Annotated in this window: 27 protein-coding genes; 7 read left to right on the top strand and 20 right to left on the bottom strand. The window is 57.7% G+C overall.

Going from position 1 to position 25725, the window contains the following annotated elements; all coding sequences use genetic code 11:
- Positions 1-669: a 50S ribosomal protein L11 methyltransferase gene (locus R5H23_RS07425; RefSeq protein WP_317214963.1), complete on the top strand. Its 669-nt coding sequence runs from the start codon at positions 1-3 to the stop codon at positions 667-669.
- Here R5H23_RS07425 and R5H23_RS07420 read toward each other — a convergent pair.
- The 5 genes from R5H23_RS07420 to R5H23_RS07400 form a co-directional block, all read right to left on the bottom strand.
- Entirely contained in the window at positions 638-2026 is a 1389-nt protein-coding gene (locus R5H23_RS07420) for an MFS transporter (RefSeq protein WP_317215093.1), read from the bottom strand. The genes R5H23_RS07425 and R5H23_RS07420 overlap by 32 nt on opposite strands.
- 6 nt (positions 2027-2032) lie before the next feature.
- A complete protein-coding gene (locus R5H23_RS07415; RefSeq protein ID WP_317214962.1) occupies positions 2033-3445 on the bottom strand; it encodes a sugar porter family MFS transporter in 1413 nt (470 codons plus the stop codon).
- Positions 3446-3629: 184 nt separating this feature from the next.
- A complete protein-coding gene (gene der / locus R5H23_RS07410) occupies positions 3630-5021 on the bottom strand; it encodes a ribosome biogenesis GTPase Der (RefSeq protein WP_046899857.1) in 1392 nt (463 codons plus the stop codon).
- A gap of 4 nt (positions 5022-5025) precedes the next feature.
- Positions 5026-6420, bottom strand: coding sequence for a PQQ-binding-like beta-propeller repeat protein (locus R5H23_RS07405; protein ID WP_317214961.1), 1395 nt, complete (start codon positions 6418-6420; stop codon positions 5026-5028).
- On the bottom strand, positions 6420-7145 hold the full coding sequence (locus R5H23_RS07400; RefSeq protein WP_317214960.1) for a tetratricopeptide repeat protein: 726 nt from the start codon (positions 7143-7145) through the stop codon (positions 6420-6422). Before R5H23_RS07400 ends, R5H23_RS07405 begins: the two co-directional genes overlap by 1 nt.
- A 109-nt stretch (positions 7146-7254) precedes the next feature.
- Here R5H23_RS07400 and R5H23_RS07395 point away from each other — a divergent pair, with 109 nt between their 5' ends.
- On the top strand, positions 7255-7557 hold the full coding sequence (locus tag R5H23_RS07395) for a hypothetical protein (RefSeq protein ID WP_317214959.1): 303 nt from the start codon (positions 7255-7257) through the stop codon (positions 7555-7557).
- Between the two features lie 7 nt (positions 7558-7564).
- Here the strand turns inward: R5H23_RS07395 and R5H23_RS07390 are convergent, their stop codons facing one another.
- The 12 genes from R5H23_RS07390 to R5H23_RS07335 are packed head-to-tail and all read right to left on the bottom strand — an operon-like array spanning position 7565 to position 17880.
- The gene (locus R5H23_RS07390; RefSeq protein WP_086634050.1) at positions 7565-7945 is read right to left on the bottom strand and encodes a hypothetical protein; all 381 of its coding nucleotides are present in this window, start codon (positions 7943-7945) and stop codon (positions 7565-7567) included.
- A gap of 45 nt (positions 7946-7990) precedes the next feature.
- Positions 7991-9310 carry a dihydroorotase gene (locus tag R5H23_RS07385; protein ID WP_317214958.1) on the bottom strand — a complete coding sequence of 440 codons (1320 nt, stop codon included), beginning with the start codon at positions 9308-9310 and terminating at the stop codon, positions 7991-7993.
- A 33-nt stretch (positions 9311-9343) separates the two neighbouring features.
- On the bottom strand, positions 9344-11104 hold the full coding sequence (gene asnB, locus R5H23_RS07380; RefSeq protein ID WP_317214957.1) for an asparagine synthase (glutamine-hydrolyzing): 1761 nt from the start codon (positions 11102-11104) through the stop codon (positions 9344-9346).
- Positions 11104-12180, bottom strand: coding sequence for a glycosyltransferase (locus tag R5H23_RS07375; RefSeq protein WP_317215092.1), 1077 nt, complete (start codon positions 12178-12180; stop codon positions 11104-11106). Before R5H23_RS07375 ends, asnB begins: the two co-directional genes overlap by 1 nt.
- Before the next feature lie 37 nt (positions 12181-12217).
- Complete coding sequence (locus tag R5H23_RS07370) at positions 12218-13126, bottom strand: glycosyltransferase family 9 protein (protein ID WP_317215091.1); 909 nt, start codon at positions 13124-13126, stop codon at positions 12218-12220.
- Complete coding sequence (gene dnaQ, locus R5H23_RS07365) at positions 13126-13812, bottom strand: DNA polymerase III subunit epsilon (RefSeq protein ID WP_046899604.1); 687 nt, start codon at positions 13810-13812, stop codon at positions 13126-13128. The genes R5H23_RS07370 and dnaQ overlap by 1 nt, the downstream gene beginning before the upstream one ends.
- Positions 13809-14414 carry a dephospho-CoA kinase gene (gene coaE / locus R5H23_RS07360; protein ID WP_317214956.1) on the bottom strand — a complete coding sequence of 202 codons (606 nt, stop codon included), beginning with the start codon at positions 14412-14414 and terminating at the stop codon, positions 13809-13811. Before coaE ends, dnaQ begins: the two co-directional genes overlap by 4 nt.
- A 3-nt stretch (positions 14415-14417) precedes the next feature.
- On the bottom strand, positions 14418-15248 hold the full coding sequence (locus R5H23_RS07355; protein ID WP_317214955.1) for a shikimate dehydrogenase: 831 nt from the start codon (positions 15246-15248) through the stop codon (positions 14418-14420).
- Positions 15245-16009: an N-formylglutamate amidohydrolase gene (locus R5H23_RS07350; RefSeq protein ID WP_099210302.1), complete on the bottom strand. Its 765-nt coding sequence runs from the start codon at positions 16007-16009 to the stop codon at positions 15245-15247. The genes R5H23_RS07355 and R5H23_RS07350 overlap by 4 nt, the downstream gene beginning before the upstream one ends.
- A gap of 15 nt (positions 16010-16024) precedes the next feature.
- Complete coding sequence (locus R5H23_RS07345) at positions 16025-16660, bottom strand: TlpA disulfide reductase family protein (protein ID WP_202206626.1); 636 nt, start codon at positions 16658-16660, stop codon at positions 16025-16027.
- A 35-nt stretch (positions 16661-16695) separates the two neighbouring features.
- Entirely contained in the window at positions 16696-17265 is a 570-nt protein-coding gene (locus R5H23_RS07340) for a TlpA disulfide reductase family protein (protein WP_317214954.1), read from the bottom strand.
- A gap of 39 nt (positions 17266-17304) precedes the next feature.
- Positions 17305-17880, bottom strand: a complete 576-nt coding sequence (locus tag R5H23_RS07335; protein WP_317214953.1) for a TlpA disulfide reductase family protein — start codon at positions 17878-17880, stop codon at positions 17305-17307.
- A 15-nt stretch (positions 17881-17895) separates the two neighbouring features.
- Between R5H23_RS07335 and argH the strand changes: the two genes are divergently transcribed.
- Together argH and lptM are read left to right on the top strand one after the other, a co-directional pair.
- Positions 17896-19341 (top strand): argininosuccinate lyase, encoded by a 1446-nt coding sequence (gene argH / locus R5H23_RS07330; RefSeq protein ID WP_317214952.1) that lies wholly within the window; start codon positions 17896-17898, stop codon positions 19339-19341.
- The gene (gene lptM / locus R5H23_RS17115) at positions 19338-19475 is read left to right on the top strand and encodes an LPS translocon maturation chaperone LptM (RefSeq protein WP_408735626.1); all 138 of its coding nucleotides are present in this window, start codon (positions 19338-19340) and stop codon (positions 19473-19475) included. Before argH ends, lptM begins: the two co-directional genes overlap by 4 nt.
- A gap of 62 nt (positions 19476-19537) precedes the next feature.
- Here lptM and gluQRS read toward each other — a convergent pair whose 3' ends face one another.
- Positions 19538-20371: a tRNA glutamyl-Q(34) synthetase GluQRS gene (gene gluQRS / locus R5H23_RS07325; RefSeq protein WP_317214951.1), complete on the bottom strand. Its 834-nt coding sequence runs from the start codon at positions 20369-20371 to the stop codon at positions 19538-19540.
- A gap of 150 nt (positions 20372-20521) precedes the next feature.
- Here gluQRS and R5H23_RS07320 point away from each other — a divergent pair, with 150 nt between their 5' ends.
- Together R5H23_RS07320 and R5H23_RS07315 are read left to right on the top strand one after the other, a co-directional pair.
- Positions 20522-21085 (top strand): HNH endonuclease, encoded by a 564-nt coding sequence (locus R5H23_RS07320; protein ID WP_046899613.1) that lies wholly within the window; start codon positions 20522-20524, stop codon positions 21083-21085.
- A 42-nt stretch (positions 21086-21127) separates the two neighbouring features.
- The gene (locus tag R5H23_RS07315; protein ID WP_211502105.1) at positions 21128-21577 is read left to right on the top strand and encodes a CHRD domain-containing protein; all 450 of its coding nucleotides are present in this window, start codon (positions 21128-21130) and stop codon (positions 21575-21577) included.
- Between the two features lie 148 nt (positions 21578-21725).
- Here R5H23_RS07315 and R5H23_RS07310 read toward each other — a convergent pair whose 3' ends face one another.
- Together R5H23_RS07310 and guaA are read right to left on the bottom strand one after the other, a co-directional pair.
- The gene (locus R5H23_RS07310; RefSeq protein ID WP_317214950.1) at positions 21726-23276 is read right to left on the bottom strand and encodes a M81 family metallopeptidase; all 1551 of its coding nucleotides are present in this window, start codon (positions 23274-23276) and stop codon (positions 21726-21728) included.
- A 364-nt stretch (positions 23277-23640) separates the two neighbouring features.
- Positions 23641-25263 carry a glutamine-hydrolyzing GMP synthase gene (guaA, locus tag R5H23_RS07305; protein ID WP_174694761.1) on the bottom strand — a complete coding sequence of 541 codons (1623 nt, stop codon included), beginning with the start codon at positions 25261-25263 and terminating at the stop codon, positions 23641-23643.
- Positions 25264-25338: 75 nt separating this feature from the next.
- Here guaA and R5H23_RS07300 point away from each other — a divergent pair, with 75 nt between their 5' ends.
- A complete protein-coding gene (locus tag R5H23_RS07300) occupies positions 25339-25713 on the top strand; it encodes a hypothetical protein (protein WP_086634037.1) in 375 nt (124 codons plus the stop codon).
- Positions 25714-25725 lie beyond the last annotated feature (12 nt).

Below are 25725 nucleotides of genomic sequence, written 5' to 3'. Positions count from 1 at the left end.
ATGTCAGTCAGACTGCAGGACCCCGCGGCATTTATCCGCGAGAATACGGCGGTCGAAACCGCCAGCCTCGTTCCCGAAATTCCCCTGCATCTGGCAACAGACATAACCCCCATCTGGCAGGCCAGCGAAGCCTTCCTTGAAGCGCACGGTATCGAGCCGCCGTTCTGGGCATTTGCATGGCCAGGTAGTCAGCTTATTGCGCGATATATTCTGGATAATCCGCAGCGCGTTGAAGGCAAAAGAGTTCTGGACGTGGCGTGTGGATGCGGATTAGCCGCCATTGCCGCCGTAAAAGCGGGCGCGTCCACTGCTGCGGCCAATGATATTGATCCTATGGCTCTCGAAGCAACGGCCCTTAACGCTACGCTCAATGCCGTGACAGTAGCGCTTTGTCCGGGCGATCTTGTCGGATCGAAACCGGACTGTGATCTGCTGGTGATCGGAGATGTCTGTTACAACGAGGCGATGGCTGCACGCATCATGCCCTGGCTGCTGGAATGTGCCCGGCACTGCGAAGTCTGGCTTTGTGATCCGGGGCGCCATTATGCCCCAAAGCTGGATCTGGACATCCTGATTCAACAGAACGTCCAGACCACTCAGGAGCTGGAAAGTACCGATCAGCGAACGACGACGCTCTTCAGTCTGCGAGGTATTTCCGCCCAAGACTGAGGGCAGATCCCGTTAGCGCGGCGATCATCGCGCCTCCAAGGCAGATGAACGCTGGATGTGGGAAGATCGTGAAAAGAGCTGCAACGAGCAGCGCACCCGTCGTCTGGCCACCCAGTCGAGCGACGGACAGCATGCCGCTGGCCCCACCTTCCCGCCCAGCCGGCGCAGAGACCATGATGGCCCGATTGTTAGGTGGCTGGAAAAGCCCGAACCCACATCCGGCCAGAAGCGTCCGCCACGCGATCGCAGCGTTGCTCGCGTCCAAGGGCAACAACCAGAGCAACATAAAGCCGAATGCTGTCAGGAGCAGTCCGAGCGAGGAGAGAACTGAAGCGGGAAAGCGGTCAGCAATCTTTCCAACAACAAAAGACATCACTGCGACGCCAACTGCCCAAGGCGCAATCAGCAAACCAATCGTGGAATCTTCTCGATGAAAAGCCGATGCCAAAGTGAACGGCATGGCGACGATGTAGAGGTTGGAGGCTACAAAACCGAGAAAGCCGACCAGACACGCCAACAGAAAAGGCCGCCGCGCCAGCAGATCCACCGGGACAATCGGCTCACGCCGTCCCTTTTGATACCTCAGAAGCAGCCACCAGCAGATGATGCCCGCTCCCGTGAGCAACGATCCTGGTAGAAAATCGCCGTGCATCAATCCGTCCAGCCCGATGCCGAGCAAAGCGAAGGACGCTACTGTCAGAAGGGAACCTGGAATGTCTGCCTGCGTCTCGCTCCGCGGTGTCTGCGGCAACGCGAAATGGGCCATGACGAGAGCGGCAAGCGCGAGTGGGAGATTGATCCAGAAAATCCAGGGCCACGTTGCGACCGAAAGAACGATCGACCCAATTGTTGGGCCAAGAGCGACGCCAATCCCAACAAACAGACCGTTCAGAGCAATGCCCTTACCAAGCTCCGCGTGTGGATAAATGAAGCGTACGAGCGCGATATTCACGCTCATGATGCAGGCACCACCCACACCTTGAAGGGCGCGCGCCAATGTCAGTTCCAGCAGGTTCTGAGACAGGGCACAGCCAACGGACGTAATGAGGAATAGAAAAATCCCAATCTGGCTCATGCGGGCGAAGCCTACTCGGGAGCCAAAAGACGCGAGTGGAAGCAGGCAGGACAGATTGGCGAGCTGATAAGCGTTCACCACCCAGATCGCCCGAGACGACGGGGCGTTCAGATCGTGGGCGATGGAGGGAAGCGCCACGTTTGCTATGGCGTAATCCAGAACGGAGAGAAGCAGCCCAAGAAGAACGGCTGACATTGCTTTGGCACGCTGGGCTCCGTAGAGCCCAGCGTGCCGTTGAGGGTCGACGCCGAGATCACTCTCGTCCGCCGCCTTGGCTTTCATCACGATTTAACGTCCCAGATTTCTAAGTTTCTTGCCCGAAAACAGATTGGCCTCAAGTGTCTCCAGGGAAACACCTTTCGTTTCCGGAACCATCATGAGGGTGACGAGAACAAAAAGTCCATTGAACGCTGCAAACATAATGAATGTTGATGCTGCCCCCATAGCCACCATGATCATGGGGAAAGTTTTGGAAATGGCCCAGTTTGCAGCCCAGTTCGTAACCGTTGAGCAGCCAATTCCAAAATCACGTCCGCGCGTTGGCTGAACTTCGGAACACAGCGTCCAGACCAGCGGACCCTCTCCGATTGCGAATCCTGCGACGAACAACAGAACAAATCCACACAGTGCAATCTGTGCCTCAAAGCTCGACGCGCCCACGGCTAGCAACGCACCTACGCCCAGAAGCGCAAAACCCGCGATTGCGCAGCTTAGAATAAGCAAAGGACGGCGCCCCCACTTGTCCACGCAGGCAATGGCAACACCCGTCAGAATCATATTCGTCAGACCAACGAGTGTCGTGGCCCAGATGGACGCGTTGACCCCGAAATGAGCAGCCTGAAAAACCCGCGGCGCATAATACAGGAGCGCGTTGATACCCGTGAGCTGCTGCATGACCTGCAGAAGCATTCCGAGATAGACGGAGCGGCGAAAGTTGGGATTGCTCTGGAAAAGGCCAAAGCCAGCGTCGCTGCTTTTGTGAAGACGCGCCTGAATATCTGCAAGCTCAGCTTCTGCCACTTCTTCGTCGGACCGAAGGCTATTGAGCACGCGACGCGCATGATCCTTGCGTCCCTGCATCATCAGCCAGCGCGGGCTGTGTGGCAGGATCAGGACAATGCCCAGAAACAGGGTGGCAGGAACAGCCATAATCCCCAGCATCCAGCGCCAATGCTGACCTGTTGCCAGCAGACTGTCAGACACGAAGGCCAGGAAAATCCCAAGCGTGACCATGAGCTGATAGAATGAAATCATGGACCCGCGCGCAGATTCCACTGTGATTTCAGAGATATAGAGAGGAGCGGCAAACGCCGCCAAACCGACAGCAAGTCCCAGGAAAACGCGCCCGACAATTAGCACCAGAGCAGAAGGCGCCAGCGCACACAGTAACGTTCCTACAAGGAACAGAACCGCAGCCACGAGCATGGCCCCTGTCCGGCCATAGCGGCTGGAAATCCGACTGGCGGCGAGAGAGCCGAATGCTGCTCCCGCCATCATCGAAGATACGATCCACCCTTGCAGGGCGTCACTCGCGTGAAAATCTGTAGCGATAAAGGGCAAGGCGCCAGCGACAACGCCGGTATCGAGACCGAACATCAGACCAGCGAGAGCTGCCATGATGCCCAATGCCGTGGCGCGCGCCGTGCTGCGTTGAGGCTCTCCTGAGGAGCCTTCACTGCGAACCGCAGCAATCCCGACCATAATCTGTAATCCTCATCTCTAACTCAGGCCTGATGTAGGGCTTGGCGGCTCTTCTAGGGCCGAACACCATGCACCGCCATAGGCTGACGAAGGATTAGGTATACGAAAATGGGGAGTTTTGCAGTCCTGTGAGAAGATTTTGTTCCGCTATGCGTTCATTGCATAACGGAACAAAAAACAACTCTTACTTATCCGCGTAAGGATTTGTCGTCCCGCGAAGCTGAATACGAATGGGCACACCAGGCATATGAAATGTCTCGCGCAGCCCGTTCACCAGATAGCGCTTGTACGCATCAGGCAGCATTTCTGCTCGGGTGCCAAAAAGAATGAATGTCGGCGGACGAGCCTTCACCTGCGTCATATAACGCAGCTTGAGGCGGCGTCCATCAACCAGAGGCGGCTGATGACGGTCCAGCATTGCTTCGAACCAACGGTTCAACTCACCCGTCGTGACGCGTGAATTCCAGACTTCGTACGCTTTCCGGACAGCCGGAAGAAGACGGTTAACGCCAGCCCCCGTCAACGCCGAGAACGTGACGACCGGGATACCCCGAACCTGAGCAAGGGACGTCTCGATCCGGTCTGAGATGGCCTGACGTGTAGCAACGCGGTCTTCAACAGCGTCCCACTTATTGAGAGCCAGCACGCAGGCGCGGCCTTCCTTCTCAATCAGACGGGCAATTTGAAGATCCTGCTCGTGCACACCCAGTGTGGCATCGATCGTCAGCACGACGACTTCTGCCATTTTCAGCGCTTCAATAGAGGCGGAAACAGACATACGCTCAAGATGCTGCTCGACACGGGCGCGCTTACGCATCCCTGCCGTATCAACAAGCTTGATCGGGCCATGTTCGTCATGCAGATCGACGGAGATCGAATCGCGGGTCAGACCAGCTTCGGGGCCGGTGATCATCCGCTCTTCACCGAGAAGGCAGTTCAGAAGCGTGGATTTGCCTGCATTCGGGCGCCCCACAATCGCAAGATGAAGCGGGCCAGCCGGACGTTCTTCAGGCTCTTCGCCCTCTTCCGGCTCTTCGTCACGACGACGACGGCGCTCCTGCTTTGGAGCACCGGGAAGACGATCGACGATCTCTCCCATGAGGTCACTGATGCCCTCACCATGCTCGGCGGACAGCGCCAGTGGCGTGCCCAGACCCAGCGAGTAGGCTTCTAGTGCGGAATTGGTCCCAGCCTGCCCTTCTGCCTTATTGGCAATCAGCAGAACCGGACGGTTCTGACGACGCAGCCAGTTGGCAAAATGAGCGTCAGTTGGCGTGATACCGGCGCGGGCATCGATGCAGAACAGCACCAGATCTGCCATGGAGACGGCAGATTCGGATGATGCACGCATACGACCGAACAGCGTGTCCGGCGCAGCTTCTTCAAGGCCCGCCGTATCAATCACACGGATGCGGCGACCGCGCATGTGGGCTTCGCCCTCCTTGCGGTCACGCGTCACACCGGGCTGATCGGAGACGAGCGCCTGACGACGCCCGACAAGCCGGTTGAAAAGAGTGGATTTCCCGACATTCGGGCGCCCGGCAATAACAACTACGGGCAGATTCTCAGAGGTCATTCGTTCAGCCATAGGCCCGCAGAACAGCATCCTGGGACAGCGTCAGAACCAGACCGTCACAGACGATCGGCTGAACCTGGCATGGAGCCGTGGTTTTACGGGTCGATTCAATTTTGCCGGTTACGGCATCAACAATCACCATGCCTTCCTGCGGCAGGGTAGAGAAACAGACCAGCTTGCCGTTTACGAGCAAAGGCCCCACCCACTGGATGGCGTCCTTCTGCACTTCCTGTCGGCGGAAGCGGCGAAGCTGGGTAATCCAGCGTACGTGGCCGGACAGACGGTCCAGACAGGCAAGCTGCTGATCGGTGGACAGGACAAACATCCAGTCACCGCAGATTGTCAGGGGCGTCTGGCCACTGACTTCGCGCTCCCACAAGCGACGTCCGGAGCGCATATCCACAGCCACAAGAACGCTGGACATGGAAATGGCATACGCCGTGCCATCCTTGATGACCGGAGCCCCACGGATGCAGGAGAAATCCAGCATGGCGCCCATACCGTTGGCACCGCCAAGGCTATCGCTCCACACCATTTCACCAGAAGCCGCACGCAGTGCAACGAGGTCGCCACTGCCGAAGCCTGCCAGAACCACACCATCTACGATTGCAGGAGCAGCCTGCCCGAAGATGACGGTGTCCGCACCCGTTGCCTGATATGTCCAGACCTGTCGGCCAGTTGCGGCCTCAAGTGCGTAAAGACGTTCGTCAATTGTCCCGAAAACGACAAGACCATCGGCAATCGTAGGGGCTGAGCGCCCGGGTGTGCCGAGATCGACAGCCCACTTTATCTTGCCACTGGCAGCATCCACGGCCAACGCCTGCGCCACGCCATCCACGATGTAGAGGGTCTCTCCATCGAGTGCGACGCCGCCACCAATATTGGTGGAGCGGGACTTTTTGGGAGCCGGCTGATGGGACCAGAGCTGCTTCATGCCCGGCCACGTCCACGCCTTCACCACACCCTGTGCATCCGTGGTGAAAATCCGACCATTCCCGATCACCGGCGGGGACTGAATGGCCCCGCGGCTGTTCGGCATGATGGCCACCATGGACAGGAAGCTCGTCGGGTTCACCTCGGCGCCGATAGAGCGGCTCCACTTGATGTCCGAACCGTTCCAGACAGCATTGACGGCAACATGGTCCGGCGTGCGGTCAGGCTGAAGCCATTCCGTCACGGACTGCGGTGCAGACAGTGTGATGGGCGTATGATCTTCCGGATCAACGGTCAGACCTGCCCCAGTGGAGAGCACGTCAACGCGATGGCCGGCCAGCGTGGGCTTCTCATCATCGTTGAACAGGCTGCATCCACCCATCGCAGTCAGAGCGGCGCCAGAACAGGCAACACGCAGCATCGAACGGCGGTTCATGGGCACAGAAGAACGGTCAGGACGGCGCATTAACCAGCGTCTCCAAAAGTTTCGAGAAGAGCCTGTGCACGCGCACGAGCCCCTTCAGGTGCAGATACATTTCCAACAATCTGCGTCAGAAGGCGACGGGCTTCTTTCTGCTGGTCAGCCGTCGCATCTGGACGCAGATCCAGAGCAACCAGGCCTTCCTGGGCCAGAGCTGACCAGGCGCCACCATTCTGCGCAAGCGCTTCATAGCCGGGACGCAACGTCTTCGGGTCTGCCGTGTTGGTCTGAGCATTCAGGACCATGTAACGGGCCATGTCCTTCAAGGCAGGCTCAGCGACAGAATCGGACACGACGCTGTTCCAAGCCTTCAAAGCAGATGCCAGATCATGGTCCTGCATCTTCAGATCTGCCAGACGCAGCGCTGCATAAGACCGCACGCCAACAGGTCCATGATCTGCCAGATCCTGAAAAACTGTCTCGGCTTTCTGCGTGACAGTCTTGTCGTGCTTGGGATCAGCCAGCGTCTCAAGTGTATTGAAATACTGAGCTGAGGCAGCCTGCTGGGCCTGCTTCCGGGCGTGATTCTGCCACTCCCAGACACCGCCGCCAATCGCTCCCACGACGACGACACCTGCCACAACAGCACCCCATCGGCGCGCAGCTGCCCGTAGGCGCTGAAGCCGAATTTCTTCGTTCACCTCTGTGATGAAATCGTCCGCCACCTGGTCCCCTGCTGGATCGGTCTTGTAAAGTTCTGGCGGAACCATACAGGCGCCGCACGTTTGCGGCAAACGCTTCGCTTGAGAAGCTGTTACCGAAAGAAACCGGCTATCAATTTAGGGCTTTCTTAACCCCTGCCGCATGATGCTGCCAAACATGAAAAAACCAGCTCTGCTTCTATCGCCGGTTCTGATGTTTTGCACACTGTGCGGCTGCGCGCCGGACCGGATTGCCTCTGCCATTACCGGAAAAGATTGCAATACGGCGTATCTGTATGATGACGAAAGCTTCTGCTCCCGCCCGGTTGGCCCACCCCCGCCCCAGCCATACTGCACCACCAGTTTTGAAGGCACGGATTGCTGGACCAGGCCGGACCTGATGCCAAACGTCGCGCGCCAGACCTATGAAGGTCCGACTTCTCTAACGCCACAACAGAATCAGGTGCGGATGGGCCAGTGAAAACCCGTCAGTGATGGCCGAGCTTACGTCCAGCGGCAGTCAGTTCGGAAGAAAGCTTCTGAAATGACCCCGCAATGTGAGTCTGAACGGCTGCACTGGCAGAATGAATTCGTGAGATTTTAGCGCTGGCCTCTTGGCTAATAGCCGTCTCTTCACGGTTGGCCTGCCCTGAAACGCATGCGTTATAGGCCCGCGCTTCTTTTTCGTAGGCTGTCACTCGGTCCACGCTCTCGTTGTACTGGGCAACAGTCCCAGCCTTCACGGCCGGAGCGTCCGGCTCGGCACCACATTTTGGTGCGCTCCAACCGGATTCGGCGGCACTGGCTGTTCCAAAGGCGAACACGGACAGAAGGGACAGGCCGCAGAGTGCGGCGACGGGGCGAATCATAAAACTCTCTTTCATGGTCGAAGCGTCGCGCGCCCTACGCCCCGATCAAGGCGCAAATTTGGCAAACCGTCCCGTGGCTTCACCAATCACCTCATCGTCCTGCATGACCACCGTTCCACGCACGATGGTTGCCATTGGCCAACCCGTCACATGGGTTCCGTCAAATGGCGTCCACCCTGCAGGCGAGACGATCCAGTCATTGGTAATTTCCCGCTGTGCTTTCATGTCCACAAGCGTGAAATCTGCGTCGAAACCGACAGCCATGCGGCCCTTGGTCTGAAGACCGTAAACACGCGCTGGCCCGGCGGACATCAGATCCACCAGACGTGCCAGTGACAGACGACCTGCATTCACATGATCAAGCATGACCGGAACAATGGTCTGGACACCAGTCAGGCCAGCCGGGCAATTCGGCCAAGGACGTTTCTTTGCTTCCAGTGGATGCGGCGCGTGGTCCGAAGACACAACATCGACACGACCGTCCTGAATGGCCTTCCAGCTTGCCTCGTAGTGATAGCGATCCCGCAACGGCGGGTTCATTACGGCAAGCCCACCCAGCTTTTCATAGCATTCCGGGCCAACCTGCGTGAGGTGATTGACCAGCACTTCTACTGTTGAAACATCCCGAAAGTCAGCGAGATATTCCAGCTCTTCGGCTGTAGACGTGTGGAGGATATGGGCCGGCCGACCCGTCTTGCGGGCAATCGCCATGATGCGGCGCGTTCCCAGAAACGCACATTCCACATCCCGCCAGACACTATGTGTGGCGTAAGGCTGGCCTTCATGAAACATCGGCTTACGTGCCTGAAGACGGTATTCATCTTCGGAATGAAAGCAGACACGACGGTGGCCCGAACGCATGACGGCTTCGATGCCTTCGTCGTCCTCGATCATCAGGTTGCCGGTAGAAGACCCCGCAAACACCTTGATCGCACAGACGCCCGGCTGCTGCTCCAGCATCGCAAGGTCCGGCGTGTTCTCACGGGTCGCCCCGATGTACATGCCAACATCGACATGAGCGACATTGCTGATGTGCTCGCGCTTCCAGTCCAGCATCGCCTTGTCCGTAACGCTAGGCGAGGTATTCGGCATATCGAAAACTGTTGCGATACCACCCAAAGCTGCCGCGCGCGTTCCGGTTTCAAGAGTTTCTACCGCAGCGTTTCCGGGATCACGCAGGTGGACATGGCTATCGATCAGGCCCGGCAGGACATGCAGCCCCGTCGCATCAATCACCCTTTCAGCTTCATCGTCGTGCGAAACGGACAGAGAAGCGATGCGGCCGTTTCGGACACCCAGATCCGCCTCCGCTTCTCCCCACGGGAATACGCAGCGGCCACCCCGGATAATCAGATCGTAATGCATGGTCTGTCCTTGTCAGTCTGATGAAAACCGCACTTAGCGAGCGCGGGAAAGTGTCTCGAAAACATCTCCGTCAGCCGGAATGCCTTCAACATGGTGTCGGAACCACAACGCGTAGAACAGCAGCGTCCAAGCTTGGCGGGCGTGACCGTGCTGGGTCGCAGTCGAGAAAATACGTTCGACCTTGTGCGGAGCCATGACGTCCTGAATGCAGGACTGTTGCGCCACCAGCGGGCCCAGTCGTTGAGACTGTTTCTCGATCCACGGCCCAACAGGCACAGTGAACCCCTGCTTTGGGGCAAACGGCTTTGCCTGGGGAAGCGCATCCTGAAGCCAGCGGCGCAGAAGCCACTTACCGTATCCATCCCGCACTTTGAAATGATCCGGGAGAGACCAGACAGCCTTGGCCACAACAGGGTCTAACAGCGGTGTGCGCCCCTCAGCAGAATGCGCCATCAGGCAGCGGTCCAACTTGAGCAACAAGTCATTCGGGAGCCATTCGGCGATATCAAGCGCCTGCACTGCGGGCAGACCCGTCAAACGCTGGGACAGTTCCATAGCCGCGAGCCCGGAGCGCCACTGACGCCCCTGTCCCGGCACACACCGCCCAAATGTACCCGAACGCCAAGGCCCTCTTCCGCCGCGCCACCATGGCTTCATAGCCCGACGATAGCGCCCATACCCAGCAAAGAGCTCATCGCCCCCTTCGCCGCTCAGGATCACAGTGACGTCCTTGCGCGCTTCCTGCGCCAGAAACCACGTTGGAATAATCGCGTAGTCCGCCGCAGGATCATCCATGCAGGCCACAATGGCAGGCAGATGGGACCAGACCATTGCTTCTGTGACGGTCAGAACATGATGATCTGCACCAACCGAAGCCGCCAATGCTGCTGCATCGGCAGATTCGTCCGCTTTTCCAGTGTCAAAGCGCGCCGTCCAGGTCATGGGGCGCGGTAGCCCGAGTTTATGAGCGGCAGCGAGAATGGCAGAACTGTCAATTCCGCCCGATAGAAACAGTCCCAGAGGAACATCGGCCCGAAGGTGCGCATGAACACTGTCTGTCAAGGCGGCATCGAGCCTGCGCAGAGCCTGCTCGTCCGTCAGGTCAGCGGGGATGGTTTCCGTGGCTTCCTGCAAAGCGTGGCGGCGGCGCGATTCAACGATCCGCCCATCCACAATCCGCAGGGTTTCACCCGGCAACAAGCGCCGTATTCCCGGGAAAACTGTTTTTTGCCCGGTTGTGAACTGAAGCTGGAGCAGTTCATTCCGCGCCTTGCTCCTGACACGCCGGACACCAAAGCCTCCAGCCAGCAAAGCCTGCGCCTCTGAGGCGAAAGCAATTCCACCTTCGTATTCCGCAATATAAAGTGGCTTGATGCCGAACGGATCACGGGACAGCAGCATTTCGTGCTGGCCTTGCTCGTTCTCAACGGCGGCGATGGCATACATGCCACGCAGTTCGTGCGTGTAACCCGTTCCATCTCTCAGCCAGAGGTGCAGAGGCGGTTCACAATCACTCTTGGTCTGGAAACGATCAGCAGGAAACGTACTGCGAATGTCGGGATCGTTGTAAATCTCTCCATTGGCAATCAACGCCGCATTCCCGACCCGGAAGGGTTGGGTTCCGCCAGCAATATCCACGATGGACAGACGGCGATGTCTCAGCGCGGCGCCCGTAAGATCCAGGCGCCCTTCCCCATCCGGCCCACGATGAAAAATCGCAGCAGACATTCGTTCCAGCGCGGCTTGATCGGGTGCCTTTCCGGGCAGACAGGACAGACCGGCGATTCCACACATCAGGTCAGCCCTCCGTCCAGAAATTCGGACCAGCGGGCCATCACAACATCCTGTGCAAACTCGCGCTCGAACCGGGCACGACCATTGTGTCGCAAACGCTGGGCAAGAGCTTTATCTTCCAGAATATTCCCGATCTGGGCAGAGAAGGCTTCAGCATCTTCAACGGGAGCAAGAAGGCCATCCTCGGTTCCCGAAAGAATTTCCTGAGGCCCCTGAATAGCACTTCCGACAACAGGCACCGCTGCCGAAAGACCTTCAATCACGACATTTCCAAGCGGCTCAATCCGCGATGGGCAAACCATAACATCACATGCCCGCAGCCACGGCCCACTCTCCGCCACCCACCCCGGAAGATGAACACGGTCTGAAAGATTTTCGCTTCGGATCAGCGCTTCAAGTGCTGCACGCTCCGGACCTTCCCCGGCAATGACGAGGTGCACGCCTGGCAGACGGGTCATGGCACGGATCAGAACATCAAACGCCTTGTTTTCATGCAGGCGCCCTAGAGCCAGCACAAACGGAACATCGGGAGGCAGGAAATCCGGGCGTACCGGCGTCACAGACGCAAAATCTGTCGCAAAATTCGGTAGGTAATGAACGCGGTTCGCAGGCCATCCCTGGGCTTTCATCCAATCGGCCAAACCACGCGTATTCCCAATCAGATGCTCACAGCGCCGATAATTGGACAGATCGTAGTATCCGCCCAGACGCCCAGCTGTCCGCCAGGGACCAATCGGCAGTTTGCGCGCCGCACGACTCATCCAGGCTACAACGACATCAGGTTGAAACTCATTCAGGTTCCGGCGCAAGTGCGACCGCGTTCTGACATCCAGAGCACCACCAAACCTGAACGTATGTGTTTCCACGCAAGCAGCACGAAGACGAACTTCCCGAGCGGCATCATGCCGGATCAGCGCGCGAACAGGGCGCTCATCCTGTGTTTGAGCCATGGAAAGGCGCTCAAAGAACAGTTCCGCCCCGCCGCGTGCCGACCCCGCCATGACATGGGCCACTCTGGCTTTGCGCCCGGGAAAAGAAGACGACACCACAGGCGAAGGCTGGAAAGAAACGCTCATACTTTCTCTATCGGCCATGCAGGGCAGCGCTTCAAGGTCAGGTCCTGAAAGCACCAGCGTTTCCTGCCAGAATGGCTTTGGCAACATTTAGAACCGCTTCGACACTCAGGTCTTCCAACAACGCTTCTCCTTCCGGCCCGGGAGCAGCGATTGCGAATGCCTCAATCCCCGACGGAGCATATTCGGACATGCGGGAGGGCCCAAACAGACCAAGCGTGGGCGTTCCGGCAGCGGCGGCCAGATGCATGAGGCCTGAGTCATTGCCTACAAAGAGCGCACAACGAGCAAGCAACGCTGCCACCTCTCCGAGAGACCTGTCTCCGCCCAGGTCCAGCGCCTCCGGGAGCGCTTCCAGAACAGGCCTGGCGCGTTCCCTTTCGGCATCTCCCGGCCCATAAAACAGAACAGGTCGCATCCCCTGACGACGCAGGCCCTCAGCAAGCGCGACAAATCGCTCTGGAGGCCAGATCTTGCCGTCCCAGTTCGCAGTTGGCCCCAAAGCCAGCCAAGGGCCACCCGCAAGCAGGTCTTCTGCAGTTTTGTCATGCTGGCTGGAGGTCCAGACACGCGGCATCGGGGTTTTGTGACGGCCAAGCGCGTCACGAAGCTGCTCGATTTTGCGTCCGTCCCGACGTCCCCCCTGGACGATCAACCTTCGACGGGTCCGCAGCGTGAGGCTGAGGAGGGAACCCCGCAGATCCACAACCATAAACCAGCGCGTTCGAACGCATGCAGACCAGAGGTCCAGCCAGTGTCGATCGTGGCGGCGTTTTTCAAGAGTAATAACCCGCTCACAGCGAGGGTCTGGCTCGAACAACCCTGCCGCGACCGGCCCACAGACAACAGTAAATACAGCTGCCGGATAGCGTTTTTGCAGAGCATCCAGCACACCGGTGGAAATAACGGCATCGCCAAGCCTGTTGGACGTGATGAACAGGATCTTCATCAGTCGCGGCGCCACACCGGATCCTTCAGACCATCCACAAAAGCTGTGTGAGCCGCCAGCTCTTCTGCATTCGGAAGCGCCATTTTCCGTGGGGTCCGGTTCGCGAGCATATCACCCGCTTCTGCAATACTGCGGCTCCGTGAAGGTCCAGCCAGTCCAAGCCCGCGCTGGCGGCCGCCCATCAGTTCGACATACACTTCCGCCAGCAATTTGCAGTCCAGCAGAGCGTTATGGGTGCCACGCTGGGACAGGTCGATGTTGAAGCGCCGACACAGCGCATCAAGGCTGGCGGGCATACCCGGATATTTTTTGCGCGCCATTTCCACGGTATCGATCGCACGACTGGCGTAATCCAGCGGCGCGCGACCGCATTTTTGCAGTTCGGCGTTCACGAATTTGAAGTCGAAGCGAGCATTATGCGCAATCATGGGGGCGTCGCCAATAAACTCCAGAAATCCGTCTGCGATTTCTGGAAACTTCGGCGCACCCTCCAGATCTTCAATCCGAAAACCATGCACCTTCGTGGCCTCGGCCGGAATGTCGCGCTCAGGGTGCACCATAACGTGGTAATAATTGGTCGTTGGCAGATCATCGATCAGTTCGATGGCCGCGATTTCGATGATGCGATCGCCCTGATCCGGGTCAAAGCCTGTGGTTTCCGTATCGAACAGGATCGAGCGTTTCATGAAGCCTCGCGCAGACGGTGCAAAAGAGCGCGAACCTGCCGGGCAGCAGATCCGCGGGAAAGGCCGGTTCGTATCACGATGTGTGCCCGGCGTCTGCGTTCGTGGTCCGGCATTTGCCGTGCGATGAGGGAACGTGCTTGTGCTTCGCTCATTCTGGCACCCGTTTTCCCGCGCTGATGAATACGGGACAGGCGTGTTGCCATGGGGGCCTCAACCACCACCACTACATCGCATTTCCGGTCTTCCCCGATTTCCATCAGGAGCGGAATATCCAGGACACAGAACGGTTCTTTTCGCGCACGACATTGACGCAGGAACCTCCCGCGCTCGGCTTTTACAAGCGGATGCATGATGGCCTCCAACGCTTGAAGCGCGGCGACATTTCCAACCACAGCCTGACGCAGGGCCATACGATTCAGAACGCCGTCCTGCACTGCAACAGGAAAGACGCGGGCAATGGCGGGGAGCGCCTTTCCTCTTGGCCCCTGGAGGGTCCGCACAACAGCGTCCGCGTCAAAAACCGGCACACCGGCCTGGCGAAACAGAGCGGCGACTGTACTTTTCCCCGCCGCCATTCCGCCAGTCAGACCGATGATTTTCATGGGTTAGCGCAAACTTGCAGCCAGCAGATTGAAGGTTGCCTCATCGGCTTCCGGGTCTACTCCGAACCAAGATCGAAACCCTGCCCGAGCCTGATGAATCAGCATCCCGAGACCATCAACCGTTTGTAGATCCGCGGCTTTTGCCGCTTTCAGGAGCGGCGTCTCCCGCGGAGTATAGACAATATCCGTCACGCATAGGCTGGACCCGGCCTGCCGTAGCATTGCGCTCCAGTCTATTTCGGCCTTGCCGTTCATCCCCAGCGACGTTGCATTGACCAGAAGTGAACAGCCCGGAAGGAGAGACGGCCAGTCATACCACTCAACAGCTTCCCCTCCCTTCAGGGCCTCGACCATTGCTTCGGCGCGCGCCATGGTTCGGTTCGCGACTACAACCTCGCAGCCCCGATCCAGCAGTGCAGCCGCAACAGCGCGCGCTGCGCCTCCAGCCCCAAGGATTAGCGCTCGGCCGGACAAGGTGACCCCATGTGCGGTGAGGTTGTCACAAAAACCCGTGCCGTCAGTGCAGTCACCGATAATCTGACCATTCTCAAAACGCACAGTGTTAACGGCTCCCGCACGCCTGGCGGTATCCGTCATGCTGTCGCAGGCCCGCATCGCGGCTTCCTTGTGCGGAATCGTGACGTTCACGCCCCGAAAGCCCGCTGCAGCCAGTCCCTTGAGAGCAGCCTCAAAATGTTCCGGTCGCGTGGGGAGCGGCACATACGCCCCGTTCACATCGTGCACCCTGCACCAGTGATTGTGCAGCATGGGCGAACGGGAATGCTCCACGGGCCATCCCATGACACCAGCAAGTTTTGTGTGTCCGTCAATCATGCAGCCAGTGTCTCCCAGACCTGAGGCAGAAGTCTTGCGAGACGCTCCGCCCATGCACGTTGCCCCTCCTCATCCGCAATAAGGTCCTGTCGAAGTTCAATTTCCAGATAGGGCAACCCGTTTGCTTCTGCATGCCGGGGGACTGTGTATTCGTTGGTATCGGTCAGAACGTAAGGCTCGTTGTCTCCAACGCAAAGGTCACCTTCTGCCCGCAGAGTATCGATCATCACACGAGCCATCCGGCTATCCTTGTGATGAAGAATGCCGATCTGCCAGGGGCGCCGAACACCCGCCATTTCCGGGGTAAAGCTGTGCAAGGCAATCAGCGCCGTCGGGCGCGATGTCCGTTCCGCCAGAACCTCGGCAATTGCATCGTGATAGGGATGAAGGATTTCGCGCTCTCGCCGTGCCCGGCAATGAACAGGCGCTTCACTGTTTCCTGGAACATGGGTCCCATCACTGACATGCGGCATGGATGTCGGGTGACCCGGCGCGCGGTTACAATCGATGACCAGCCGGGAATAGACCTGCTCAATCAGGGGAGAGCCCAGCAGGTCACGCAGAAACCGCCCTACCCCGACGATCCCGATGTCCCATGCAATGTGCCGGTGCCAGTCCGGTTCTCCAACGCCCAGAAACTCCAGTGCTTTGGGAACAGCTTTTCCCGCATGGTCACTCACCAGCACAAACGGTGACGGTTGGGTCTCAGGGAACAGGAGGAACGGTGCCGGATCATCGGCACCCAGCAGAGAAAGGGACATCGACTCTTTACGTTTTTAGCCTGCGAGGACGGACAGGGTATGGCGGACCGCATCGGCAGACCAGTCCATATTCCCAATGGCCTCAGCAACAACCTCACCCTTGGCGTTCAGCAGAAGGGACCGGGGCACGCCATGCAGCGCCATGACACTTGGCGTAAGATCTTTCAGATCGTCCGGACGTACATGCTTGATAGACGCTACCAGAGCATCCTGATCCGCCGTTTCCATCATTACAGAAGACGTCGGGTCCACGAGAAGCGGCAGGGCGTCAATCTGGTGTGCATCATAAAAAGCCCGGACCTTTGGCACCGTACTGCCGCGTACGGCTGCCGTCACAATCTGTGGCCCGTCTGCGCCCAGAGCCTTGGCCGTCGCGTTAACGGACGGAAGTTCACGAATGCATGGCGGGCACCAGGTCGCCCAGAAGTGCAGAACGAAGGGCTTGCCGAACCAATGCGACAAAGGGACTTCCTGCCCCTGCTCATTCTGGAAAGAGAGCACTGGCAGAGCACGAGGCTTGGCCAGAACGCCGAACGAATTCGGGACAAAGGGTATGCCTTTGTCTTCAGCTGAAGCACTGAAAACACGGGAAGAAGCGAGCAGTCCGGCGGCTCCGGCGAGAGCGGCACGGCGGGTCAAAGAAAAAGTCATTAGTGGAATTCCTGGTGTCGTCAGAAAATCAAAAATCAGATTCCGGCAAGAACGTCGTGCAGTTGACGCGCGGCATCAGGGGCGGACCAGTTCACACCACCTTCGGCCGCAGCCCGAAGACGACCCGACGAATCAATCAGGTATGTGACTGGAATGGCGACGTCGGATGTCTTCAACCATGCTTTGTAAGCAGCCTTGTCCATCGTCCACGCCGGGAGGTGCTTCAGATCCGCCGCATCCAGAAATGACGCAACCTTTTCCGGTGTGGCACTGGCTACAGCAGCGGGAATGATGGGACAGTCTGTTCCCAGGGAAGCACAGAAAGCGTCGAGCTTTGGAAGCTCCTGTTTGCAAGGACCGCACCATGTTGCCCACACATGCAGCAGGAACGGCTTACCCCGCATCGAGGCCAGCGATTGCGTTGCCCCTGCCGGGCCAATCAGTTGCAGCGCTACAGGCTCAAGCTGCGGCTTACCCGGCGCCAAACTCCTGACCGAACGAAGATTTTCCTGTTTTCCAGCCCATGCGGCACCAGACAGGCCGGCAGCCACGCTCAAACCGCCTACGCCCGCAATAAATCCACGCCGACCAATCGTCACTGCCATCAAATCACTCGTTCTGCTGTCACTTTCGCCAGAACACCATTACTTTTTCAAAGCTGCAATAACTTTTCTGAACTGCGCCACACTCTCTGGCGCCCCCCAGTCCGTTTCGCCTTCAATCACCGCGCGAAGACGACCCTCTGCATCAATCAGATAGGTAGACGGAAAGCTCAGCGGCTTGTCACCCAGCCAGCTCTGGAATTCATGAGCATCCGCCGACCACGGATCAATATGGGTCAGATTTTGCGCCTTAAGAAACGCAGCGACGGCATCCGGCCCATGACTGGCCATAGCGACCGGGACGATAGGGCTGTCGTCTCCAAGCGCCTTCATAAAGGCGTCCAGCTGCGGCAGTTCGTGCTTGCAGGGCGCACACCAGGTTGCCCAGACATGCAGAACAAATGGCGTGCCACGCCAGGCCGACAAGGCACGACTGCCGCCCTCCGGCCGCTGGAGCTTCAATTCCAGCGGAGTAAGACGTGCCGCCGCCGGCTCCAGAGACGGAACAATCGGTTTCGGGCGATCTTCAGCACGTGCGGAATTGCGCAGGCTGGCCGCCGCAGCTAGGCTTAGGCCTCCTGAAAGAAGGGTTCGCCGGTCGATCTGCTTCTGTTTCATCCTGTTACGGTTATCATGAAAAACGTTCCTGTCGAAAAAGAAACCGATCCTGCCTCAAGCTTTGAAGGTACGGCTGCCAACCCGCAATGGGGTGGCCGTTTCGCCTCCGGACCGGCTGCGATCATGAGTGAGATCAACGCTTCCATCGGCTTTGATAAAATCCTCTGGCGTCAGGATATCCGCGGCTCTCTCGCACATGCAGCGATGCTTCAGAAGGTCGGCCTGCTGACGGAGACCGAACTTGCGGAAATCCGGCAGGGACTGGGTGATATCGCACAGGAAATCGGCGAAGGACGCTTTGAGTTCTCCACTGCCCTCGAAGACATTCACATGAACATCGAGGCACGCCTCTCTGAGCGGATTGGCGAAGCCGGCAAGCGCCTGCACACGGCACGGTCCCGCAATGATCAGGTGGCCACAGATTTCCGCCTGTGGGTGCGTGATGCGATTGACGGCCTTCAGGAACAAACCGCCTCCCTCATGCGCGCCCTTGCGACACGCGCACTGGAACATCACGCGACGCCAATGCCCGGCTTCACGCATCTTCAGGTCGCTCAGCCTGTAACGTTCGGCCATCACCTTCTGGCTTACGTCGAAATGCTCTCCCGCGACCGTGGACGCCTGCGCGATGCACGGGCTCGATTGAACGAATGCCCGCTGGGATCAGCTGCTCTGGCTGGAACGTCCTTCCCGATCGACCGTGCAATGACGGCAGCAGCACTGGATTTTGATCGCCCGACGGCCAATTCGCTCGACGCCGTTTCAGACCGTGATTTCGCTCTCGAATTCCTGTCAGCCCTCTCTCTTCAGGCCATGCATCTGTCGCGACTGGCTGAAGAAATCGTCATGTGGGCATCCGCTCCTTTCGGATTCGTAACTCTGTCGGACGCGTTCACAACCGGCTCGTCCATCATGCCCCAGAAGCGTAACCCCGACGCGGCTGAACTGGTGCGCGCCAAGATCGGCCGCATTATGGGGAATTTCGTTGGCCTGCTGACTGTTATGAAGGGCCTGCCGCTAGCCTACGCAAAGGACACACAGGAAGACAAAGAGCCTGTCTTTGACGCGACAGAAGCCATGACGCTGTCCCTTGCTGCCATGGACGGCATGATCCGGGACCTTAAGCCCAACACAGACCGGATGCGTGAAGTCGCAGGCATGGGCTTCTCCACCGCCACAGATCTGGCGGACTGGCTGGTGCGTGAACTCCGCGTGCCTTTCCGGACGGCTCATCACGTTACAGGCCGTTTGGTAGGCCTGGCTGAACAGAAAGGCTGTGATCTGGCTGATCTCTCCCTTGCCGAAATGCAGGCGGTGGAACCAGGCATCAATGCAGGCATTTTTGATGTTCTGACGGTTGAATCTTCCCTCGCCTCCCGCACCAGCTTTGGCGGCACGGCTCCGTCCAACGTTCAGCAGCAGGCTCAGGCCTGGCTGAACAAACTTGGAGAGACGACATGAAACGTTTTTTGATTCTCGGTCTAACTTTTCTCGCCCTCAGCACCAGCCTGAGCGCCTGTGGAAAGAAAGGGGCGCCACGCCCACCGGGCCCAGACTCTGACGTCACATACCCGCGGAGCTATCCCGCAGAGTAACACTTTGCTCCGGTAAGCACTTTTCATGGGATGCCCCCACTCCGCTGGGTCATCCCATAATTTCAGCTCTCCGCGAGTGCTTGAAGCACGAGCGGATGAGCCAGAACCTGCTCAGCAGTCCATCCAGCAGCACGTAACGTTCGAATACCTTTCACTCCATTCCGTTTTGAGAGCTTCTGGCCACTTTCGTCTTTGATAAGGGCATGATGGCGATAGTGAGGTTCTGGCCATTTCATCAAGCACTGAAGAACACGATGAATGGATGTTGCGTCATACAGATCCCGACCACGCGTAACGCAGTTCACACCCTGTTGGGCATCATCATGCGTGACGCAGAGGTGATAAGAAACACCCGTGTCCCGTCGGGCCAGCACAACGTCTCCAAATTCGTCAGCGCGGCCAGAAATTCTTCCCTGCCCCACTTCGTACCAGGACGGAACTTCCTGAAGCTCATCAAGCGCGCGCTGCATGTTCAGGCGCCAGGCTGGCACACGCCCGGATATTGATCGGCCGCCACAGAGACATGTGCCCGGATAAACAATACTTCCGTCTGGAGCATAAGACGTAGAAGCCGCAGCAATGTCAGCTCGTGTACAAAAGCAGGGGTAGAGAAGCTCCCTGTTCCTGAGTTCAGTCAAAACATGGGCATATTCCGCCAGATGCCGGGATTGTTGACGCACAGGTTCCTGCGACCATAGCCCCAGCCATTGCAGATCCTCGCCCAGCGCATCGGTAAAAGCTGATGTGCACCGCGCGGTATCAATGTCCTCAATCCGCACAAGAAACCGCCCACCCTGTCCGGCGGACGCACGCGCGTGAAGGGCAGACACAACGTGTCCAAGATGCAGGAAACCAGTCGGGCTGGGCGCAAAGCGCGTTACAGGAGGCAGCGTCATCAAGCTTTCATCAGGGTTTTCTTGCAGTTCATGAAGTTTACTGAAATAGTCATCTCAAAGAAGCCGACGACGCATGTTTATCGGCGTTTGTCTTAAGTTTTCTACGCCGAAGTTCCCGCATGTGCCGTCCTTCAAAAAAGGAAGCGCGTGGTGCCTGTCAGTAGTCAGCATTTTCCGGCTCTTGTTCTAAATGCGGATTTTCGTCCGCTCTCATACTTTCCGCTGTCGCTATGGTCATGGCAGGAAGCCGTGAAGGCTGTGTTTCTGGACCGGGTATCCGTTCTATCAGAGTACGAAGACGCCGTCGTTCACTCTCCCAGCATGGCCATGCGCCTTCCCAGCGTCATCGCACTGAAAGATTACATTCCTTCAGCACGAAAACCCGCCTTCACACGGTTCAACGTTTTCTTGCGGGACAATTTTTCGTGTCAGTACTGCCATGATCGATTGCCAACACATGAGTTGACTTTCGATCACGTTATCCCCCGTGCGAAAGGGGGGAAAACAACCTGGCAGAACGTTGTTACCGCCTGCAGCCCCTGCAATCTCCTCAAAGGCTCCCGCCTCCCCAGCGAGATCGGCATGCATCCCCACCGAAAACCCGATCAGCCCAGCAGCCGCCTTCTTCAGGAAAATGGGAGGACCTTCCCGCCCCACTATCTTCACGAAAGCTGGCGTGATTATCTGTACTGGAACACTGAACTGGAGACCTGACACCACGTTTAGTGTCTCCAACTCCTGCAAGGATCACGTTCCATGCGTACAGGTCTCTTTGTTACCGCTCTCGCGCTGGGTCTCTCTGTTACAGCCCTGCCTGCTTCTGCTGAAACGATCCATCTTTTTGGTCCGTTCAAGGGCGAACATGGCGCAACATCCCCGATCAAGGGGTCTGCGTCTGCTATGCTAGACACAACCAAAAACACCCTGACGTACCGTTTCGAAGACAACGGTTTGACAGGTCCGGTCAATGCAATCCACCTGCATGGTCCGGCAGCCGAGGGTGAAGATGCCGGCGTAATTGCGCCGATCCCTGGCCCTTACCAGACCCGGATGACGGGAACCCTGACACTGACTGCAGATCAGGTGAAGGACGTGCTGGCAGGCAAAAGCTACATCAACCTGCACACGGAAAAATTCCCATCCGGTGAGGCCCGCGCCCAGCTCACGACTGAGCTGACGGGCCATAAGCACCATATGGAACACTAAGGTCTTCCCAACCTAAACAAAGGCCTGCTTCGAAAGAAGCAGGCCTTTTTTCTGGATAGAACTTAAGGAGCGTTTATACCCGCCTCAGTTACCGGAGGCGTAGTTTTATGCGGATAAAGAGAGGATCTGCCTCCTCTATCCACCCTCCTTAGCTGCGATGAATTCGAGCCGACACATAAGGTTTCGGCGTGTACGTCAGATCGGGCACCCAAGGCCAAGTCGGTTTACGGCGATGATTACCGATATTGACGATATCCTGATTGATAGCTCCCGGCGAAAGCGCCATGAGCGCCGGATTGGCCAGCGGCTTCATGGTTGGGTTGAGATACCCGCATTTCAGAACGACAATACTGAAATTGGTTGGCTCCAGCCCAATATCCCGGAATGCTTCCGCCGAATGATACAGACGCCGCCGAGCAGAAAGCGTCGCCGTGATACCATTGAATTCAATGACTGCTTCACCTTCATCGGGATGCGAGACCGGCGTCAGATGCTTCACAGTCGCGCGGACATGCACAGGCTTGCACATCACGGGGTCCAAAGTCGCGCCGATAGATAACGGAAGAACTGCGCCAACACCCGCTTTGTAACACGCATCCGTTGCAGGCCGGTCCGTCATGCCACCCAGCAGGACATTCTTCGCGCCAGCCTTTAGCAAAGCCTGAAGGAAAAAAGTCTGGTCAGAGTTTCCGCCACCGCCCGGATTATCTCCGGAATCTGAAATGACCACAGGATGCGTTTTTGACGACATCGCACGGCTGAGACACTCATCGATCGTCCCGGTTGGTGTGCCGAAATGAAAGTCGTGTCGCGCGTCCCAGTATCGCTGCGCCAGTTCCGTAGCGATGCGTTTCTGCTCTTCGACGTTCGTACCTGTGACAACCACGGATGCAGCCGAACGGGGTTCATCAGCCCAGACATATCCAACCAGTTGGGAGACATCGAGAATACCCGGCAGCCGATTGTATTCCGCCAGATCTGCCCACAGGCGACGGCCCGGCTCCCATTCTGTGCTGCTCTGCTCCCCCGGAAGCAGCGCCGGTATGCTTGCCCACACAATTCCGGGTCGCAGGCCGTAACGCAGACAATGCGTAAGCATATCCGTAGCCCGCATGACATTCTCGATACGATCAACATGCGGCGCCGTGCGGTATGCCGTCAGAGCATCCAGCGTATCGACACTGCGCTGACTGAGATTGCCGTGAAGATCGTAGTAGGCAGATAATAGGCAATCCGGCCCGACGACAGATCGCGTTGCCGCATACCAGTCCCCCTCCGCATCATCCATGCCTTCGACACTCAGGGCACCGTGCATGGCCAGGTAAACACCGTCCAACGGTAAGAGCTTTCGCAAACGCTCAAGATATTCTGCTTTCAAAGCCTCATACGTCTTGCGCTCAACGGGCCCGCCTGGTGGTGCGGATGCTTCCAGGGTCGGCAGGAGGTCAAAATCATAACGATGCAGCGGCTGGGACAGCGGCGCCCCGAAAATTTCATCGCCTCGGAGCGTAATGAACTCCGGCATGCGGGAGCGAATACGGCTGTAAGTGCTGCATTCCGACGCAATCCCCCCCACGGCAATCCGGGGCGTACCTTTAAATGCTGGTATCAGCCCGGTTCCACGATCTTGGGCATACCCCTGCCCTCGTAATGCCAGTAGCCCCGCTGGAAGCATCTTCAAGATCAGTCTGCGACGCACGTCGTTAGCCCTCGTCCTATTGTCCAGATGTTCAAAAAGCAGGAATTGTCGCAGCTCTCTTAAAGCGGAGACCCGCCCGGAGTACTCCGCTGCAGGCGCCTCTGAGCAAAAAATGGACCGGCCTTCGAACTGTCACCGTGCCAGACACCGGCAATTCCTCACTTGTTTTGTCCGCCAGAAAATGGCGATGACACGAACATGCGAAAGTCTGAACGAGATCGATATTGTTTTGCTATAAAAACTAATGTCGCAATGCGCGTTAAATTGACGCGAGGCGAAACAAATGCCCGCCTTGATGGCAAGATCATAAAAAAGGCCCGTCCCTCTCGGGACAGGCCTTTCCAAATGACAGAGGTTTAGAACCTCATTCCCACTCAATCGTTCCCGGCGGCTTGGACGTAATGTCGTAAGTCACGCGGTTAACACCCCGGACTTCATTGACGATACGGCCAGCAACACGATTCAGGAACGCGAAGTCGAACGGATAGACTTCAGCCGTCATACCGTCAGTGCTGGTCACGGCACGCAGAGCGCAGGCCTGATCATAGGTCCGGCCGTCGCCCATCACACCGACAGTCCGCACAGGAAGCAGAACCGCAAAAGCCTGCCAGATGGCATCATACAGGCCGGCATTTCGGATTTCTTCCAGGTAGATCGCATCCACCTTCCGCAGAAGATCCAACTTTTCCTTGTCGATCTCACCTGGAATACGAATAGCAAGCCCCGGCCCCGGGAACGGATGACGTCCCACGATGTGTTCCGGAATACCAAGTTCACGCCCCAGTTCACGAACTTCGTCCTTGAACAGTTCGCGGAGAGGCTCGACCAGCTGCATGTTCATGCGATCCGGCAAGCCGCCAACGTTATGATGGGACTTGATGGTAACGGACGGGCCACCCGTGAAGCTGACGCTTTCAATCACGTCTGGGTAGAGCGTGCCTTGAGCAAGGAACTGTGCGCCACCAAGCTTTGCAGCTTCTTCCTCGAACACTTCGATAAAGAGGCGGCCAATGGTCTTCCGCTTGATTTCCGGATCTTTGACGCCTGCAAGTTCACTCAGGAACAGGTCAGATGCGTCGCGGTGAACCAGACGGATATTGAAGCGACCGCGGAACGTCTTGACGACTTCGTCGGCTTCACCGGAACGCAGGATACCCGGATCAACGAAAATACAGGTCAGCTGGTCGCCAATAGCATCATGGATCAGCTTCGCCGCCACGGAGCTGTCCACACCGCCGGACAGACCACAAATGACGCGGCCATCCCCGACCTGCTTGCGGATACGGGCGATTTCCAGCTCGCGGAAGCCAGCCATCGTCCACGTGCCGCTGCAACCCGCTACATTGTGCGTAAAGTTGCGAATTAGCGCAGCACCATGCGGCGTGTGCACGACTTCCGGATGGAACTGCACACCATAAAGGCGGCGGCCTTCATCAGCGATAATCGCGAACGGAGCCCCTTCCGAATAGGCAACAGCGCGGAAGCCCGGCGGAAGCTGCGTGACGCGATCGCCATGACTCATCCAGACCTGTTCACGCTTGCCGCGTGCCCAGACGCCACGGAACAGGGCGCAATCTTCAGCGATGTCGATATAAGCGCGACCGAATTCACGATGTTCGTGCGTTTCGACCTTGCCGCCCAGCTTCTGGCACATGGCCTGCTGGCCATAGCAGATGCCAAGAACCGGACGATTCAGTGAAAAGACGATTTCCGGAATCGCCGGAGCATTTTCGTCATGAACGCTGGCAGGGCTGCCAGACAGAATGATACCGCGCGGATTGAATTCACGGATCTTCTCGTCCGTCGCCGTGAACGGCCAGATCTCACAGTAAACACCGCTCTCACGCACACGGCGGGCGATGAGCTGCGTTACCTGGCTGCCGAAATCCAGAATGAGGATACGGTCTTCGTGAAGTGTTTCGTCGAGTTTCGCGACGGTGCTGGCGTCCTGCTGGGTCAATGTGATGGCCTCGCGTTCCGTGTTCATGGTGCCTTTTGATGCTCTCCTATAAGGTGTTGTGTCGTCTGCGTCATCCATTCTGCATCACAGGACAGGCACAACATGCGTCCGATTGCTCTTTTTTCTCTTTCTGCCATGGCTTTTCTGGCAGCTTGCGCCACTCCTGATCCCGGAAATGATCCATCAGGCCGTTGGGTAGGCGCGCTCGTCACGGATCAGGGCTCCTGCCCGACAGAACGCACGTCCACGCTTGATATTCGTGGGCGAAAGATCGTTTTCACACCGGGAGATGGCTCTGAAGTGCTTTCTGGCATCTATCAGCCCGGCGTTCATCACTATCACGCAGAGCTTGCCAGCAAGGACATGAACGGCCGTCCGACCGCGCTGGTTTTTAACGGATATCCCGTTGGTCAGGCGATTGGTGGCACTTTTGGTTCCAGCGCCTGCCGTGCTCACATCACCATGACAAGAAAGTAGAAATTAATTTTC

It is taken from the genome of Gluconobacter sp. GP1 (genome assembly GCF_032913585.1).
Taxonomy (GTDB): Bacteria; Pseudomonadota; Alphaproteobacteria; order Acetobacterales; family Acetobacteraceae; genus Gluconobacter; species Gluconobacter cerinus.
Note: the sequence above shows the minus strand (reverse complement) of the source record. Positions and strands in the feature narration are given on the sequence as shown.

Coding starts and splice junctions, on each gene's coding strand:
- R5H23_RS07425 (WP_317214963.1), top strand. CDS start 1: ATGTCAGTCAGACTGCAGGACCCCGCGGCATTTATCCGCGAGAATACG.
- R5H23_RS07420 (WP_317215093.1), bottom strand. CDS start 2,026: ATGAAAGCCAAGGCGGCGGACGAGAGTGATCTCGGCGTCGACCCTCAA.
- R5H23_RS07415 (WP_317214962.1), bottom strand. CDS start 3,445: ATGGTCGGGATTGCTGCGGTTCGCAGTGAAGGCTCCTCAGGAGAGCCT.
- der (WP_046899857.1), bottom strand. CDS start 5,021: ATGACCTCTGAGAATCTGCCCGTAGTTGTTATTGCCGGGCGCCCGAAT.
- R5H23_RS07405 (WP_317214961.1), bottom strand. CDS start 6,420: ATGCGCCGTCCTGACCGTTCTTCTGTGCCCATGAACCGCCGTTCGATG.
- R5H23_RS07400 (WP_317214960.1), bottom strand. CDS start 7,145: ATGGTTCCGCCAGAACTTTACAAGACCGATCCAGCAGGGGACCAGGTG.
- R5H23_RS07395 (WP_317214959.1), top strand. CDS start 7,255: ATGAAAAAACCAGCTCTGCTTCTATCGCCGGTTCTGATGTTTTGCACA.
- R5H23_RS07390 (WP_086634050.1), bottom strand. CDS start 7,945: ATGATTCGCCCCGTCGCCGCACTCTGCGGCCTGTCCCTTCTGTCCGTG.
- R5H23_RS07385 (WP_317214958.1), bottom strand. CDS start 9,310: ATGCATTACGATCTGATTATCCGGGGTGGCCGCTGCGTATTCCCGTGG.
- asnB (WP_317214957.1), bottom strand. CDS start 11,104: ATGTGTGGAATCGCCGGTCTGTCCTGTCTGCCCGGAAAGGCACCCGAT.
- R5H23_RS07375 (WP_317215092.1), bottom strand. CDS start 12,180: ATGAGCGTTTCTTTCCAGCCTTCGCCTGTGGTGTCGTCTTCTTTTCCC.
- R5H23_RS07370 (WP_317215091.1), bottom strand. CDS start 13,126: ATGAAGATCCTGTTCATCACGTCCAACAGGCTTGGCGATGCCGTTATT.
- dnaQ (WP_046899604.1), bottom strand. CDS start 13,812: ATGAAACGCTCGATCCTGTTCGATACGGAAACCACAGGCTTTGACCCG.
- coaE (WP_317214956.1), bottom strand. CDS start 14,414: ATGAAAATCATCGGTCTGACTGGCGGAATGGCGGCGGGGAAAAGTACA.
- R5H23_RS07355 (WP_317214955.1), bottom strand. CDS start 15,248: ATGATTGACGGACACACAAAACTTGCTGGTGTCATGGGATGGCCCGTG.
- R5H23_RS07350 (WP_099210302.1), bottom strand. CDS start 16,009: ATGTCCCTTTCTCTGCTGGGTGCCGATGATCCGGCACCGTTCCTCCTG.
- R5H23_RS07345 (WP_202206626.1), bottom strand. CDS start 16,660: ATGACTTTTTCTTTGACCCGCCGTGCCGCTCTCGCCGGAGCCGCCGGA.
- R5H23_RS07340 (WP_317214954.1), bottom strand. CDS start 17,265: ATGGCAGTGACGATTGGTCGGCGTGGATTTATTGCGGGCGTAGGCGGT.
- R5H23_RS07335 (WP_317214953.1), bottom strand. CDS start 17,880: ATGAAACAGAAGCAGATCGACCGGCGAACCCTTCTTTCAGGAGGCCTA.
- argH (WP_317214952.1), top strand. CDS start 17,896: ATGAAAAACGTTCCTGTCGAAAAAGAAACCGATCCTGCCTCAAGCTTT.
- lptM (WP_408735626.1), top strand. CDS start 19,338: ATGAAACGTTTTTTGATTCTCGGTCTAACTTTTCTCGCCCTCAGCACC.
- gluQRS (WP_317214951.1), bottom strand. CDS start 20,371: ATGACGCTGCCTCCTGTAACGCGCTTTGCGCCCAGCCCGACTGGTTTC.
- R5H23_RS07315 (WP_211502105.1), top strand. CDS start 21,128: ATGCGTACAGGTCTCTTTGTTACCGCTCTCGCGCTGGGTCTCTCTGTT.
- guaA (WP_174694761.1), bottom strand. CDS start 25,263: ATGAACACGGAACGCGAGGCCATCACATTGACCCAGCAGGACGCCAGC.
- R5H23_RS07300 (WP_086634037.1), top strand. CDS start 25,339: ATGCGTCCGATTGCTCTTTTTTCTCTTTCTGCCATGGCTTTTCTGGCA.